The following is a 15,446-nucleotide window of genomic DNA, read 5'->3' on the forward strand; positions in this document are numbered from 1 at the left end:
GTCGCCGCGATGGGCCGTCCCGCGCGGCGGCCCAAGGGCCCCCTCCCCTGCCGGGGAACCGCATTCCCGACCTCGCGTTGCCGTGACATGGAAGCACGGAACCGAGATCGGGCGGATGCCGCCGCACCGCCGCAGCGGCGCGCCGTCCAGGCCGTGCTCGACCGTCTGTCGGACCGCATCGACGAGGGCACGCGCCGGCACGTCCCGCTTGGCGATGTGCTCGACGCCATAGGCGAACGCGGCTTCGGCCCCGTCTTCCTCGCACTCGCGCTCCTCGTCATCAGCCCGTTCGGCGGCATCCCGACCGTGCCGACGCTCATGGCAGCGGTGATGGCGATGGTGGCGGCGCAGATGCTGAGCGGCCGGCGGCGGTTGTGGCTGCCGCGCGCGCTGTCGACGCGTCAGGTGCGCGGCGATCACCTCGCCCGTGGGGTCGGGTGGATGCGTCCGGCCGCGCGATGGATGGACCGGCGATTCGGGCGCCGCCTCGTGCCGCTGACGTCCGACGCCGCGCGCCGGGCCGCGGCGCTCGCGATCATCGCGCTCTGCCTCGTGGTGCCGCCGCTCGAGGTCGTGCCGTTCGCGGCGGTCCTGCCGATGAGCGCGATCGCGCTCTTCGGCCTCGCGATCACGATGCGCGACGGTGTCGTGATGGTCCTGGCGTTCATCGCCTCGGCCGCCGGGTTGATCGGCGGTCCGTGGCTGCTTTTATCCAGCTGATATCGCTTAGCCGCGCGCGTCATGTCAGATCTGTGCGCGGACCCAGAACACGGAGACACCACATGCGGGCCATTCCCGTCCTCCTCGCGACGCTCGTCCTTGCCGTCGCCACCGCCCTGCCGGCCTCGGCGCAACAGCTGTCGCTGTCGCAGGTTTCGAACTACCTGAACTCGATCACCTCGGCGACGAGCCCGTTCACGCAGGTCAACGCCGATGGAACCATCTCCACCGGCACGATCTACCTGCAGCGCCCCGGCAAGGTGCGCTTCGAATACGCGCCGCCCGAGGAGGCGCTCGTCATCGCCAACAACGGCACAGTGGTCATCTTCGACCGCAAGGTGAACGCCGCGCCGGAAACCTATCCGCTCAGCCAGACCCCGCTGTCGATCATCCTCGCGCGGAACGTCAATCTCGGGCAGGCCGGCATGGTCACGCAGCACGGCTACGACGGGACCGCGACGACCGTCACCGCGCAGGACCCGCGCAACCCGCAATACGGCTCCATCCAGATGAAGTTCACCGGCAATCCGGTCGAGCTGCGCCAGTGGGTCATCACCGATGGCGACGGCACGCAGACCACGGTCGTTCTCGGCGGGCTGAGCCAGACGCAGATCGCGTCGGGCAAGTTCAACATCCGCGGCGAGATCGCGCGCCGCGACTGAGCCTGCGAGCGTCGGCGGACGCCGGACCCGGCGCGGGCGCCCGGCGGCGGCCGGCGGAGCGAGGGGCGCGGCCCCTCGCGCTCCCCGGAGTATTTTCGCCAAGAAGAAGATCATGGCCGGGGCCGTGCGGGCCCCGGAACGGGGTGGTTGAGACCTTCGGGTGCGGCGCGCCGGGAGGCCGGCGCAGCGACCGGATGTCAGCGGCAGCGCACCAGCTGGGCCTGGTACATGCGCGAGCGCTGGTCGACCTTGTCGGCGACCCGCACGAGCCATGCCTTCTGATTGTATGAGCCGCGCGCGTAGCCGGTGCGCCCCTCGTGATAGGCGAGGTACTGGTTGCGCGCGTCGGTGAGGGGGATACCGAGACTGTCGCGGGTCTGGCGCATGTACCAGCCCATGAAATCGGTGGCATCGTCGATCCGGTCGCGCCGGGTTCGGCGGCCGCCGTGGCCGTCCTGGTATTCCTCCCAGGTGCCGTCGAGCGCCTGCGAGTAGCCGAAGGCCGAGCTCTGCCGGCCGATCGGGATCACGCCCAGCGAGTAGCGGAACGGCGTGCGCGCATCGCCGTCGAACTTCGATTCCTGGTGAATGGTCGCCATCTGGACGTGCACGGGCACACCCCACTTGCGCTCGGTCCGCTTGAAGGCACGGAAATATTCCGGCCGTTCGCGGACGAGCGCGCAGGCGTCGTCGAGGTTGCGCGGGGGGGAGTTGTAACCGCCGCCGCCGCAGGACGCCGCAAGCAGGACGACGACCATGGCGCGCAGGGGACCCCGAAGGAAGTGCCTCATCTGCCTCTCGCTCTGACTGCTCGGTTCTGTCGATCCGGATCTGCGCCCGGTGGTGCCGGCAGTTTAGCGAAACTCGCGCAGCGGTGAAATCACAATTCGCCGCGCCACGGCCCGCGGGCTTGCAATTCCGGGCCACGGGCACGACATCGCCGGCTCACACGCTATATCGCTGACTGTCGGAGGCGGGTCGACGGAGTGTTTCCGGCATTTTTGGGGCGAGAAGTTGGACAAATCGTTGAGAAACCGGCTAGTCTCGGCGTCAGAAAGGCCAGCCATGCAGACACAACGCGCCAAATACAATTTGGGCCAGGTGGTCCGTCACCGCAAGCACCCCTTCCGGGGCGTTGTCTTCGACGTAGATCCCGAGTTTGCCAATACCGAGGAATGGTATGAATCCATTCCGGAGGACAGTCGGCCGGCCAAGGAGCAGCCGTTCTATCACCTGCTGGCGGAGAACGATCAGAGCTTTTACGTCGCCTACGTGTCCGAGCAGAACCTCGTCGCGGACTACTCGGGTGAGCCCGTGGATCATCCCGACATCGCCGACCTGTTCGGCGCGTTCCAGGACGGATCCTACGAGTTGCACTTCCAGATGAACTGAGCCGATCCGTGGCGCTGTCGCGCCACGTCATGTGTGACCGCGTCAGGCCGCGCGCGCGACCTCGACGAAGCGGGCGACATCCTCGGGCGGCGTCGACCACCCGCAAACGAGGCGCGCGGTGACCGGGTCGGTGCCGTGCTCGTCCCCCTCCCAGACATAGTAGTGCGCGCCGGCGTCGCGCAGCGCGGTGTGCACCGGCCGGGGCAGCTCGGCGAAGATCATATTGCCGCGCGGGGCGTTGCGGAGCGTCGCCACGCCGTCGAGCCCGGCGACCATCTCGGCGGCGCGCGCATTGGCATCGGTGGCGAGCCGGCGCCACAGGTCGCCCTCGAGATAGGCGTCCATCTGCGCGGCGAGGTAGCGGAACTTGGAGAACAGGTGCCCGCCGCGCTTGCGCCGGAGTTCGAATTCCCAATGGGCTTCGGGATCGAAGAAGATCACCGCCTCGACCCCCATGAGGCCGTTCTTGGTCCCGCCGAAGACGGCGACGTCGACACCGGCCTTCCACGTCATCTCTGCCGGGCTGGCGTTGAGCGCGACCGCCGCGTTGGCGAAGCGGGCGCCGTCGAGATGGACCGGCAGGTCGAAATCGCGGGCGACGCCGCAGAGCTGGCGGATCCGCTCGAGCGGGTAGAGGTTGCCGCGCTCGGTGATCTGGGTGATCGAGACCGGGCCGCGCTGCGCGCCGTGGACGCCGCGGGTCCCCTCCGCCTCGATCGCCGCGCGCAGGGCGTCGGGGGTCATGACGTCGTCGCCCGGCACGAGCGTCAGCTTGCCGCCGCCCATGTAGAATTCGGGCGCGTTGCACTCGTCTTCGTGGATGTGCGCGACCGGCGAACAGAAGACCGTCTGGAACGGCTGGCAGAGCGTCGCCAGCGCGAGGCTGTTGGCGGCGGTGCCGGTAGCGACCAGTTCGACCGCCGCCTCCGGCGCCTCGAAAAGATCGCGGATCCGGTCGCGCACGCGACCGCTGAGAGCGTCGGCGCCATAGCCGGCGACATGGCCGTCATTCGCGCGCCCCATCGCTTCGAGGACGGACGGATGCGCCGGGCCGGCATTGTCGGAGGTGAAGTTCATGACCTGGTTCCTGGAGAGTTGGCGGCTCAGACCGGCTCGTCGATGATGTGGTCTTCCCATTCGTCCTCGTCGAGCGTGACCTCGGACACGGTTTGACCGCGCACCGACACGCCCGCGCGGTGAACGCTGTCGGGCGTGCCGGTGAGAAGCGGGTGCCAGTCCGGCAGCGGGCGCCCTTCCCACAGCAGGCGGTAGGCGCAGGTCGAGGGCAGCCAGTAGGCATGATCCGGGATCGTCTTCGGGCTGAGCACGATGCATTCGGGCACGAAGGCGTGGCGGGTGTCGTAGGAGGCGCACCGGCAGGTGGCGTCGTCGAAGAGACGGCAGGCTACCCGGGTCAGCGCGACTTCGCCGGTGTCCTCGTCCTCGAGCTTGTTCAGGCAGCACTTGCCGCAGCCGTCGCAGAGCGCCTCCCACTCCGCGCCGGACATCTCGTCGAGGCGCTTGTCCTCCCAGAATCGGGGGGAGAGGCCGGACCGGTCGATCGGGTCGTCGCTCATGCCAAATCCTTCAGGATTTCGCGGGCGCGCATGCAATCCTCGTGCATCTGCGCCACCAGCCGCTCGACGCCGTCGAAGCGTTCCTCGGGTCGCAGGAAGTCGACCAGCGCCACCGACAGGTGCGTGTCGTAGAGGTCGCCGGCGAAATCGAAGAGGAAGGTCTCGATATTGGCGAAGTTCTCTCCGAACATCGGGCGCACGCCGACCGAGGCCGCCCCGGTCCAGGTGCCGGCATGGGCCCCCGACAGCACGTCGACCAGGACCGCGTAGACCCCGAACCGCGGCTTGTGCAGCCCGTCCAGCGACATGTTCGCGGTGGGAAACCCGAGGTCGCGGCCGCGCTTCTCGCCATGCAGGACCGGCCCGTCGATCCGGTGCCAGTGGCCCAGGAGTTCGGCGGCGTCGCGCGGGCGTCCCTCGGTCAGCGCCGTGCGGATGGCGGTAGACGAGACGCGCAGGCCGCCCAATTCGCGCAGTGGCGCGGCGGTGGTGCCGAATCCCATCTCGGCGCCGAAACGGGCGAGATCGGCGACACCGCCCGCGCGGCCCTTGCCGAACTGGAAATCCGGGCCAGTCGTCGCGTGGGCGAGGCCGAGCCCGTCGGTCAGGACCTCACGCGCGAAGGCTTCGGGCGACAGGCCGCGGAGCCAATCGTCGAAGGGCAGTTGGAACAGCCAGTCGACGCCGAGCTTGGCCAGCCTGTTCGCGCGCGTCTCGGGCCCGGTGAGCCGGAACGGCGGATCCTCTGGACGGAACACCTCGCGCGGGTGCGGCTCGAAGGTGAGAACCGCGAGCGGTGCGCCAGGGGCGGCCGCGCGGGCCGTCTCGATCACCGCACGATGTCCGAGGTGCACGCCGTCGAAATTGCCGATCGCAGCGGTGGCGCCGCGGGCATCGTCGGGCAGTTCGGACAGGGCGCGCAGGATCCGCATGGCCACCGGGTTAGCCCCGGTCCCGGAGGGGCGCAAGGCCCCGGGGATCGGCCTGCCGCCATGGGCCTCTCGCAAGGTCGTAAGACCAAAGCACGAGCCCAAGGTGCGCGCGGCTTGATGTGAATCAAGGTCGCATCGCTCGTGGTCGGCAAGCCTGCGCCCGGGACAGACAGGAGATCCATCATGCACATGCGCTCCGTTCTCATGGCCGCGATGCTGGTCGGTGCCGCTGCACCGCTCGGCGCGTCCGAAGCCACGTTCGAGGCCATCAAGGTCGAGGCCGGCGCGGCTCTCTTCTCGGCCGAGTGCCGGCGGTGCCATGCGCCGGAGGCCACGGATGCCTCGTACGGGCCGCCGCTTGCCGGGGTCGTCGGGCGCCGGGCCGGAGGCATGCCGGACTTTGCCTACTCGGAGGTGCTTGCCGGATCGGGCATCGTTTGGACGCCGGCGGCGCTCCGCGTATGGATGGCCGACAACGACGGCTTCATGCCCGGCACACGCATGCGGCATGTCGGCATCGAGGATCCGACGGTGCAGGATTTCATCCTCGCCTACCTGATGTCGCTCGGCGGCGGGGATTCCGCCGAGTGATCGAGCCCCGGTCCCGTTCGGCGGCCCGCCCGGGCAAAACCTCCCAGGGCCAGGGCGCGCCGTCGGGTGGAGGCCGGGGCTGTCAATCGCACGTGGGTCGTAAGACCAAAGCGCCGTATGAGGCCGCGGGGCAGCGCATATACTGCCGACGGAGGAGAGATTGACCGGTGCGCAGGGCGTGCCGGTGCCGTGTTCCACAGGGAGGACAGACATGACACGATTCACCGCCATCGTCGTGGCCGGGATCGTCGCTTCGGCCGGCGCCGCGACCGCGCAGGTCAGCGACGAAATGATCGCCGACGACCAGTCGATGACCGAACAGGTCGTGACCAACGGCATGGGCCGCGACCTGCAGCGCTACAGCCCGCTCGAGATGCTCAACCGCGACAACGTGCAGAACCTCGTGCCGGCCTGGGCCTTCAGCCTCGGCGGCGAGAAGCAGCGCGGTCAGGAGACACAGCCGCTGATCTACGACGGCATGATGTACATCACCGGCTCGTATTCGCGGCTCTACGCGATCGATCTCGAGACCGGCGCCGAGGTGTGGCAGTACGATGCCCGTCTGCCGGAGGGGATTCTGCCCTGCTGCGACGTGGTGAACCGCGGCGCCGCGCTCTACAACGACAAGCTCTATTTCGGCACGCTGGACGCGCGGATCGTGGCGCTCGACGCCAAGACCGGCGACGTGGTGTGGCGTGACCAGATCGCCGACTACAAGGCCGGCTACAGCTATACCGCCGCGCCGCTCATCGTCGACGGCCTCGTCGTGACGGGCAATTCCGGCGGCGAGTTCGGTATCGTCGGCGAAGTTCAGGCGCGCGACGCCGAAACGGGCGAAATGGTCTGGACCCGCCCGGTGATCGAAGGACACATGGGCACCCTCAACGGCGAAGAGAGCACCATGACCGGTGAGCTCAACGCCACCTGGCCGGGCGACATGTGGAAGACCGGCGGCGGTGCGACGTGGCTCGGCGGATCCTACGACGCGCGCACCGACACGCTCATCTTCGGCACGGGCAACCCGGCGCCGTGGAACAGCCACCTGCGCAATGCGGGCCAGCCGACCGAGGACAACTCGGGCGACAACCTGTATGCGGCGTCGCGCCTCGGCATCGATCCGGAGACGGGTGACATCAAGTGGCACTTCCAGACCACGCCGCGCGAGGGCTGGGACTACGACGGCGTGAACGAGGTCGTGCCCTACGAGGACCGCGAGGGCAACATGCGCCTCGCCACGGCGGACCGGAACGGCTTCTTCTACGTGCTGAACGCCGAGGACGGCGCGTTCGTGTCGGCCGAGCCCTTTGTGAAGGACATCACCTGGGCAGACGGCATCGACGAGAATGGCCGACCGATCTTCAATGAGGAAAACCGGCCCGGCGATCCGTCGGCCAGCGCCGACGGTGCGAAGGGCGAGGTCGTGTTCTCGTCGCCGTCGTTCCTTGGCGGCAAGAACTGGATGCCGATGGCGTTCTCGAAGCGTACGGGCAACTTCTACGTGCCCTCGAACGAGTGGGGCATGGATATCTGGAACGAGCCGATCACCTACAAGAAGGGCGCCGCCTATCTCGGCTCGGGCTTTACCATCAAGCCGAACTACGAGGATCATATCGGCTCGCTCAAGGCGATCGACCCCGATACCGGCGAATGGGTCTGGGAATACAAGAACGACGCGCCGCTCTGGAGCGGTGTGATGACGACCGCCGGCGGCCTCGTGTTCTTCGGCACGCCCGAGGGCAAGTTCATCGCGCTGGATGACGAGACCGGCGAAGAGCTGTGGTCGTTCCAGACCGGCTCCGGAATCGTCGGACAGCCCGTGACCTGGGAGCAGGACGGCGAACAGTACGTGTCGGTGATCTCTGGTTGGGGCGGAGCTGTGCCGCTCTGGGGCGGCGAAGTCGCCAAGAAGGTCAACTACCTCAACCAGGGCGGTATGCTCTGGACGTTCAAGCTGCCGCGCGAGCTTGCCGCGTTGGAATGACGGTCACCCCCCGACCGTGACGGTGCGCCCGGCCTTCGTGCCGGGCGCTTCGCGTTTTCGGGGTGTACAGCAAGCCTTCGGGACCGGCCGCATGATCGTTTCACGCGAGGCGGTGACTTCGCCCCGATGCGCCGGTAATCTCGGGTCCGACAACACGCCGGGCGCGGCGGGCGAGAGGCGAAGCAGGGCATGTCCAGACTGGAGCGGTGGCGCGAGACCGCCGCACGCACCCACAACCGGTATCACGCGTGGCGCGCGGCGCGGGCGCGCCCGGCGACGGCGTTCCGCTCGGCGCCCGAGCCGCGCACGGTGGGGTCCTTCGCGCGGGGCCGCCAACTCGCGGCCGGCAACCTCATGTTTGCCGGGCACCTGGTCGAGGCACCGGGCTGGTCGATCTGGGACGTGACCGCGCCCGACCCGGCCTTCGAAGAAGAGATTCACGGCTGCGCGTGGCTCGACGACCTTGCAGCCGCTGCCGATCCGCGCACCCGCGCGGTCGCACAGGCCTGGGTCTGGGGCTGGATCGACCGCTTCGGCGACGGCTCGGGCCCCGGCTGGCAGCCCGACCTGGCCGGACGGCGCATCATCCGCTGGACGCATCATGCCTTCTTCCTGCTGCGTGGGCGCACGACCGAGGAATCCGCGGCGTTTCACCGCGCACTCGGGGCGCAAACGCTCTACCTCGCGCGGCGCTGGTCCGCCACGTTGCCGGGTCTCGCGCGGTTCGAGGCGCTGACCGGATTGCTCTATGCCGGCCTGTCGCTCGAGGGAATGGATGACCAGGTCGAACCCGCCCGGGCCGCGCTCGCGCGCGAATGCGCGCGCATCGTCGATGCGGAGGGCGGGCTGGCGACCCGAAATCCAGAGGACCTGCTCGAGGTGCTCACGTTGCTGACATGGGCGGCGTCGGCGCTCGACGAGGGTGGCAGCGCCCCCGAGCCCGATCATGCCGAGGCGATCGCCCGGATCGCGCCGACGCTGCGCGCGCTGCGTCACGCCGATGGCGGGTTGGCCCGTTTTCACGGTGGCGGCCGCGGTCTCGAGGGCCGGCTGGACCAGGCCTTGGCTGCGGCACGGGTGCGCCGGCGGCCCCAGCGCGGCCTCGCCATGGGATTTGCGCGGCTTGCGGGCGGGCGCACGAGCCTGATCGTTGACGCGACGCCGCCGCCGTCGGGCCCTGCGTCGTTCAACGCCCATGCCTCGACACTGGCCTTCGAACTGACCTCGGGACGCCGGCCGCTGATCGTCAATTGCGGCTCCGGTGCGATTTTCGGGTCGGAGTGGCGCCGCGCGGGCCGGGCGACCCCCTCGCATTCGGCGCTGTGCCTCGACGGGTATTCCAGCGCAAGGCTCGGCAAGAGCGGATATGTCGGCGCGGCCCCGCGAGAGATGCTGGAGGACGCGCCGGAGCGCGTGCCCGTCGAGCTCAAGACGCTCGATGATGCGTATCGCTTCGAAGGGGCGCACGATGGTTACGCCTCGACCCACGGGCTCACGCACGCGCGGATGCTGGATCTGGCGCATGACGGACGTCATCTGGCGGGCGAGGATCTTCTGGTGGCGATGGGCGCCCGCGACAAGCGGCTGTTCGATGCGCGGCTGACCGGGGCGAAATTGGCCGGGCTGCCCTTCCAGATCCGCTTTCACCTGCACCCCGAGGCCGACGCGACCCTCGACATGGGCGGATCGGCTGTGTCGGTGGCGCTCCGCTCGGGCGAGGTCTGGGTTTTCCGGCACGACGGCGTGGCCGATTTGGCGCTTGAACCGTCGGTCTATCTCGAGAAGGGGCGACTCCGTCCGCGGGCGACGAAACAGATCGTTTTATCCGGCCGCGCGATGGAGTATGCGACGCGCGTCCGCTGGACCCTCGCCAAGGCGCACGAGACCGAGGTCGCCATCCGCGACCTCGCGCCGTCCGTGGCCGAGGACGACGACATAGAAGACGCCACCTGACCGAAGGCCTGCCCATGACCGACCTCGTGCCCCTCCGCCGCGCGCTGATATCCGTCTCCGACAAGACCGGTTTGGAAGATCTCGGCCGCGCGCTCGCAGACCGGGGGGTGGAGCTTCTGTCGACCGGCGGCACCGCCCGCGCGCTGCGCGACGCCGGGCTCGAGGTACAAGACGTCTCGGACGTCACCGGCTTTCCCGAGATGATGGACGGCCGGGTCAAGACGCTGCATCCCAAGGTGCATGGCGGGCTTCTGGCGCTGCGCGACGACGACAGCCACGTGGCCGCGATGACCGAACACGGTATCGGTGCGATCGACCTTCTGGTGGTCAACCTCTACCCGTTCGAGTCCGCCGTGGCCGGCGGTGCGGACTACGATACCGCGATCGAGAACATCGACATCGGCGGCCCCGCCATGATCCGGGCGGCGGCCAAGAACCACCGGTTCGTCAGTGTCGTGACCGATGTCGAGGACTACGACGCGCTGCTGTCCGAGCTCGACGCGCAGGACGGGGCGACCTCCTACGCGTTCCGCCAGCGGCTCGCGCTGACCGCATATGCCCGCACCGGCGCCTACGATGCGGCGGTGTCGGGCTGGATGGCCGATGCGCTCGGCGACGCCGCGCCGCGCCGCCGGGTGGTCGCGGGCCGCCTGTCGCAGACGCTGCGCTACGGCGAGAATCCGCACCAGTCCGCGGCGTTCTACACCGACGGCGCGACCCGGCCGGGCATCGCGACGGCGCGCCAGCTTCAGGGCAAGGAACTGAGCTACAACAACATCAACGACACCGACGCGGCGTTCGAACTCGTGTCCGAGTTCAGCGCCGACGCACCGGCCTGCGCGATCATCAAGCACGCCAATCCCTGCGGTGTCGCGACGGGCGCGACGCTGGCCGAGGCCTATTCGCGCGCCTTCGACTGCGACCGGACCTCGGCGTTCGGCGGCATCGTTGCGCTAAACCGGCCGCTCGACCGCGCGACGGCAGAGGCGATCACCGAGATCTTCACCGAGGTGGTGATCGCGCCCGAGGCCGACGAGGACGCGCGCGCGATCTTCGCGGCGAAGAAGAACCTGCGCCTTCTCGTGACCGGCGGGCTTGCCGATCCGGCGGCCGCGGGCCTCGCGATCCGGCAGGTGTCGGGCGGCTTTCTGGTGCAGGACCGCGATACCGGCCGCGTCGGGCCGGACGCGCTTCGGGTGGTGACGCGCCGCGCCCCGTCGGAGGCGGAGATGCCTGATCTGCGCATGGCGTGGACCGTGGCCAAGCACGTGAAATCCAACGCCATCGTCTACGTTAAGGATGGCGCGACCGTCGGCATCGGTGCGGGCCAGATGAGCCGCGTCGACTCGACCCGCATCGCCGCGCGCAAGTCCGCCGACATGGCCGAGGCGCTCGGCCTCGACACGGCGCTGACGCAGGGCGCCGTCGTCGCTTCGGACGCCTTCTTCCCGTTTCCCGACGGCCTGCTTGCCGCCGCCGAGGCCGGGGCGAAGGCCGTGATTCAGCCTGGTGGCGCGATGCGCGATGACGAGGTGATCGCCGCCGCGGACGAGGCGGGGCTGGCGATGGTCTTCACCGGCATGCGGCACTTCCGACATTGACCGGGCGGCGCGGCATGCGGCTCGTGGGGATCACGGCTCTGGCGATCTTCGTCCTGGACCAGGCGACGAAGTGGTGGATCCTGCACATCCTGTCGCTCGACACGCGCGGCGTGATCGAGGTGGCGCCGCCGTGGCTGACCTTTCGCATGGCGTGGAACACAGGCATCAACTTCGGCCTGTTCTCGGGACAGGCCGACCTCACGCGGTGGGTGCTGATCGCGGTGGCGATGGGCATCGTCCTCTTCGTGCTGGTGTGGCTCAGGCGCGATCCGCCGGGTGTGCCCGGCCTGATCGCGGGCGGCGTTCTGATCGGCGGCGCGCTCGGCAACGTCATCGACCGGCTGGTCTACGGTGCGGTCGCGGATTTTCTGAACATGTCGTGCTGCGGCATCGACAACCCGTATTCGTTCAACGTTGCCGACATCGCCATCTTCGTCGGCGCGGCGGGGCTCGTGCTCTTTCCGGGCGACGACAACTCACCGCCAGCACGACGGAAAAAGCGCGCGTGACGACGGCAAAGAGTTGCGTTAAGGCTCGGGCGATGACGGAACGGAGAGGCGGAATGCGGGTTCGGATGGTCGTGGGGCTCCTGACAGGGCTGGCCCTTTGTGCCTGTTCCTCGGCGCGCGACGGCGAGACCAACCTCCGCCGTGTCGAGAACTTCCGCGGCGCGCCCGAGGAATTCGGCATCGTCCCGAACAAGCCGCTGCAGGCGCCGCCGGCCGGACGCGCCGCGTTGCCGGCGCCCACGCCGGGCGGCGCGAACCGGGCGGACCTGACCCCGCTGTCGGATACCGTCGCGGCGCTTGGCGGCGATCCGTCGCGGCTGTCGTCGGGCGCCGGGATCCCTGCCTCGGACGGCGCGCTCGTCGCTGCGGCGGGGCGGCGCGGCGTGAATCCGACCGTCCGGCAGGATCTGGCACGCGAGGATGCGGCCTTCCGCCGGCGGGCATCGATCCTCAACTGGCGCATCGTTCGCGAGGACGAGTACAACCGGGCGTATCGGCGCCAGTCGCTCGACGCACAGGCATGGCTGGACCGCGTCCGCGTGCCGGGCACGAACATCCGAACGCCGTCCGCTCCGCCGCCCGCACGCTGACGTCTCTGCGCCGGCAAGCGGGATCAGGCCGACGCACAGTCGGACACGGGGCCCGAGCTTACAAATCTGTCAAGTTGCTTGAACTCGCCGAGGGCTGTCGTAGCTAGTCGGTGAACCGGGTTCGAGGAGGTTGACCCCCGCATGCTGACACGGCTGAGCACCATCGCTGCCGCCGCGCTTCTGGCGCTGCCGGCGACCACACCGATCCTGACCGGCCCCGCCACCGCGCAGGAGGCCATCGAGGAGCAGGTAACCACCTTTACGCTCGACAACGGCATGGAGGTCGTGGTGATCGAGAACCACCGCGCGCCGGTGGTCACCCACATGGTCTGGTACCGGGCCGGGGCGGCGGACGAGACACCGGGCACCTCCGGTGTCGCACACTACCTCGAGCATCTTCTCTTCAAGGGCACCGAGACCCTCGAGCCCGGCGAGTTCAGCCGCGTCGTCGCGCGGAACGGCGGCAGCGACAACGCCTTTACCAGCTACGACTACACCGCGTATTTCCAGCGCGTCGCCGCCGATCGGCTGGACCGCATGATGGAGATGGAGGCCGACCGCATGGTCAATCTCCAGCTCACGGAAGAGGACGCCGACACCGAACGGTCCGTGATCCTCGAGGAGCGCAACCAGCGGGTCGAGAACTCGCCGGGTGCGCTGTTCAACGAGCAGACGAGCGCGGCGCTCTACCTCAACCATCCCTACAACACGCCGGTCATCGGCTGGCGGCACGAGATGGAAGAACTGGACGAGGTGAAGGCGCGCGATTTCTACGAAACCTACTACGCGCCCAACAACGCGATCCTCGTCGTGGCCGGCGACGTGACGCCCGACGAGGTGCGCACGATGGCGGAGCGGCACTACGGCGCGATCCCGGCCAACGAGTCATTGCCGGAGCGGACGCGGCCGCAGGAGCCGCCGCAGCGCGCAGAGCGGCGCCTGAGCATGGCCGATCCGCGCGTATCGCAACCCTACATGGTGCGCACGTACCTCGCGCCGGAGCGCGATCCGGGTGACCAGGAACGTGCCGCGGCGCTGGTCATCCTCGCCGAGATCCTCGGCGGTGGTCAGACGTCGGTGCTCACGCGGACACTGCAGTTCGAGCGCCCGGCAGCGGTCTATACCAGCGCGTTCTACGACGGCACGTCGGTCGACGACACGTCGTTCGGCATCGCGGCCGTCCCCGCGGAGGGCGTGAGTCTCGCCGCGCTGGAGGCTGACCTGAACCGCGTGCTCGAGAACTTCATGTCCGAAGGGATCGACCCGGAACAGCTGGAGCGGATCAAGTTTCGTTTGCGCGCACAGCAGATCTACGCGCTCGACAATTCCGACGGGCTCGCCCGCCGCTACGGCGCCGCGTTGGCGACCGGCCTGACGGTCGAGGACGTCCAGGACTGGCCCGATGTCCTGCAGGCCGTGACCGAAGAGGACATCATGCAGGCGGCACGCGAGCTTTTCGTCAGTGATCGCTCTGTTACCGGCTACCTCACCGGCGACCAGAGTGCCGCGGCCGACGAGGGCGAATCCGAGGTGTCGCCGGCTGCCACGCCGACGCGGGAGCCCGCGGCGGACACGATCGAAGGTCAGGGGGAGATCACGCAATGATCCGCCGCATCCAAGCCGCCGCGGCCGTCGCCGCGCTGTTCGCCCTTGCCGTCCCGGCAGCGGCGCAGGTCGATATCGAGGAGGTCACCACCGACGCCGGGTTCGAGGCCTGGCTGGTCGAGGACGACAGCGTACCGTTCGTTTCGCTCGAGATCCGCTTCGTGGGCGGCGCCGTCCTCGATCCCGAGGGGCAGGCGGGCGTCACGAACCTCATGATGGGCCTTCTGGAGGAGGGCGCGGGCGAGCGTGACGCGCGCGCCTTCGCCGCGGCCGAGGAAGAGCTCGCCGCCTCCTTCGGCTACGACGCGAACCACGACAGCGTATCGGTGTCCGCGCGGTTCCTGACCGAGAACCGTGACGAGGCCGTGGCGCTCCTGCGAGACAGTCTCGTGGCTCCGCGCTTCGACGCCGACGCGATCGAGCGGGTGCGCGGGCAGGTGATCTCCGGCCTCAGGTCCGCACAGACCGACCCCGACGAGATCGCGGAGCGGCGCGCGGCCGACTACGCGTTCGGCGATCACCCCTACGCGCGCCCCGTTTCGGGTACGCTGGAGACCGTGCCGCACCTGTCGCGCGAGAGCATCGTCGCGGCGCATGCGGCCGCGCTCGTGCAGGACCGCGCGGTGATCGCCGCAGCCGGCGATATCAGTGCCGACGAGTTGTCCGCTCTTGTCGATTCGCTGCTCGCCGATCTGCCGGAGAGCGGACCGGGTCTGCCGACCGAGGTCGAGATCCCCGACAGTGGCGGTGTGACCGTCGTGCCGTTCGACACGCCGCAATCCGTCGCGATATTCGGGCATTCCGGCATCGATCGTCACGATCCCGATTTCTTCCCCGCCTACGTGCTCAATCACATTCTCGGCGGCGGCGGGTTTGAATCGCGCCTGATGGAAGAGGTGCGCGAGAAGCGCGGTCTGACCTACGGTGTCTATTCCTACCTCGCGACGCGCGACTACGCGGACCTCATGATGGGGCGGGTCGCATCCGCCAACGAACGCATGGCCGAGACGGTGCAGGTCATCCGCGACACCTGGGCTCGCACCGCCGAAGACGGCGTGAGCGACACCGAGCTCGAGGACGCGAAGACCTATCTGACCGGGGCCTATCCGCTGCGATTTGACGGCAACGGCGCCATTGCCGACATTCTCGTCGGGATGCAATTGCAGGACCTGTCGCCGGATTACGTGAACACGCGGAACGACATGATCGAGGCCGTCACCGCCGAGGATATCCAGCGCGTGGCCGGTGAGCTCATGAAGCCGGACGCTTTGCACTTCACGATCGTGGGTCAGCCCGAGGGGCTGGACGGCGAGGCGACGCAGTGAGCGTGGCG

General features: G+C 68.9%; 15 protein-coding genes. 11 read left to right on the forward strand and 4 right to left on the reverse strand.

What is annotated here, in order from left to right:
* Positions 1–87: 87 nt before the first annotated feature.
* Together ROJ8625_RS15130 and ROJ8625_RS15135 are read left to right on the forward strand one after the other, a co-directional pair.
* Positions 88–720: an exopolysaccharide biosynthesis protein gene (locus ROJ8625_RS15130; RefSeq protein ID WP_085792726.1), complete on the forward strand. Its 633-nt coding sequence runs from the start codon at positions 88–90 to the stop codon at positions 718–720.
* A gap of 62 nt (positions 721–782) precedes the next feature.
* Complete coding sequence (locus ROJ8625_RS15135) at positions 783–1,382, forward strand: LolA family protein (RefSeq protein WP_085792727.1); 600 nt, start codon at positions 783–785, stop codon at positions 1,380–1,382.
* Positions 1,383–1,579: 197 nt separating this feature from the next.
* Here the strand turns inward: ROJ8625_RS15135 and ROJ8625_RS15140 are convergent, their stop codons facing one another.
* A complete protein-coding gene (locus ROJ8625_RS15140; RefSeq protein WP_085792728.1) occupies positions 1,580–2,173 on the reverse strand; it encodes a transglycosylase SLT domain-containing protein in 594 nt (197 codons plus the stop codon).
* Positions 2,174–2,447: 274 nt separating this feature from the next.
* Here ROJ8625_RS15140 and hspQ point away from each other — a divergent pair, with 274 nt between their 5' ends.
* Complete coding sequence (gene hspQ, locus ROJ8625_RS15145; protein WP_085792729.1) at positions 2,448–2,774, forward strand: heat shock protein HspQ; 327 nt, start codon at positions 2,448–2,450, stop codon at positions 2,772–2,774.
* Positions 2,775–2,816: 42 nt separating this feature from the next.
* Here the strand turns inward: hspQ and ROJ8625_RS15150 are convergent, their stop codons facing one another.
* The 3 genes from ROJ8625_RS15150 to ROJ8625_RS15160 are packed head-to-tail and all read right to left on the reverse strand — an operon-like array spanning position 2,817 to position 5,283.
* Complete coding sequence (locus tag ROJ8625_RS15150) at positions 2,817–3,851, reverse strand: threonine aldolase family protein (protein ID WP_085792730.1); 1,035 nt, start codon at positions 3,849–3,851, stop codon at positions 2,817–2,819.
* A gap of 26 nt (positions 3,852–3,877) precedes the next feature.
* On the reverse strand, positions 3,878–4,351 hold the full coding sequence (locus ROJ8625_RS15155) for a YcgN family cysteine cluster protein (protein WP_085792731.1): 474 nt from the start codon (positions 4,349–4,351) through the stop codon (positions 3,878–3,880).
* Positions 4,348–5,283, reverse strand: coding sequence for a bifunctional riboflavin kinase/FAD synthetase (locus ROJ8625_RS15160; protein ID WP_085792732.1), 936 nt, complete (start codon positions 5,281–5,283; stop codon positions 4,348–4,350). The genes ROJ8625_RS15155 and ROJ8625_RS15160 overlap by 4 nt, the downstream gene beginning before the upstream one ends.
* Positions 5,284–5,466: 183 nt before the next feature.
* On the opposite strand from ROJ8625_RS15160, the gene ROJ8625_RS15165 reads away from it, so the two are divergent.
* The 8 genes from ROJ8625_RS15165 (at position 5,467) to ROJ8625_RS15200 (ending at position 15,438) form a co-directional block, all read left to right on the forward strand.
* Entirely contained in the window at positions 5,467–5,874 is a 408-nt protein-coding gene (locus tag ROJ8625_RS15165; RefSeq protein ID WP_306372293.1) for a c-type cytochrome, read from the forward strand.
* A 211-nt stretch (positions 5,875–6,085) separates the two neighbouring features.
* On the forward strand, positions 6,086–7,855 hold the full coding sequence (locus ROJ8625_RS15170) for a PQQ-dependent methanol/ethanol family dehydrogenase (RefSeq protein WP_085792733.1): 1,770 nt from the start codon (positions 6,086–6,088) through the stop codon (positions 7,853–7,855).
* A 189-nt stretch (positions 7,856–8,044) separates the two neighbouring features.
* Positions 8,045–9,808, forward strand: a complete 1,764-nt coding sequence (locus ROJ8625_RS15175) for a heparinase II/III family protein (RefSeq protein ID WP_085792734.1) — start codon at positions 8,045–8,047, stop codon at positions 9,806–9,808.
* 14 nt (positions 9,809–9,822) lie between these two features.
* Positions 9,823–11,409 (forward strand): bifunctional phosphoribosylaminoimidazolecarboxamide formyltransferase/IMP cyclohydrolase, encoded by a 1,587-nt coding sequence (gene purH / locus ROJ8625_RS15180; protein ID WP_085792735.1) that lies wholly within the window; start codon positions 9,823–9,825, stop codon positions 11,407–11,409.
* A 14-nt stretch (positions 11,410–11,423) separates the two neighbouring features.
* Complete coding sequence (gene lspA, locus ROJ8625_RS15185) at positions 11,424–11,918, forward strand: signal peptidase II (protein ID WP_085792736.1); 495 nt, start codon at positions 11,424–11,426, stop codon at positions 11,916–11,918.
* Positions 11,919–11,971: 53 nt separating this feature from the next.
* Positions 11,972–12,508: a DUF3035 domain-containing protein gene (locus ROJ8625_RS15190; protein WP_085792737.1), complete on the forward strand. Its 537-nt coding sequence runs from the start codon at positions 11,972–11,974 to the stop codon at positions 12,506–12,508.
* Positions 12,509–12,649: 141 nt separating this feature from the next.
* On the forward strand, positions 12,650–14,113 hold the full coding sequence (locus ROJ8625_RS15195; RefSeq protein WP_085792738.1) for a M16 family metallopeptidase: 1,464 nt from the start codon (positions 12,650–12,652) through the stop codon (positions 14,111–14,113).
* A complete protein-coding gene (locus ROJ8625_RS15200; RefSeq protein WP_085792739.1) occupies positions 14,110–15,438 on the forward strand; it encodes a M16 family metallopeptidase in 1,329 nt (442 codons plus the stop codon). The genes ROJ8625_RS15195 and ROJ8625_RS15200 overlap by 4 nt, the downstream gene beginning before the upstream one ends.
* Positions 15,439–15,446 lie beyond the last annotated feature (8 nt).

This window comes from Roseivivax jejudonensis, from assembly GCF_900172265.1.
GTDB lineage: Bacteria > Pseudomonadota > Alphaproteobacteria > Rhodobacterales > Rhodobacteraceae > Roseivivax > Roseivivax jejudonensis.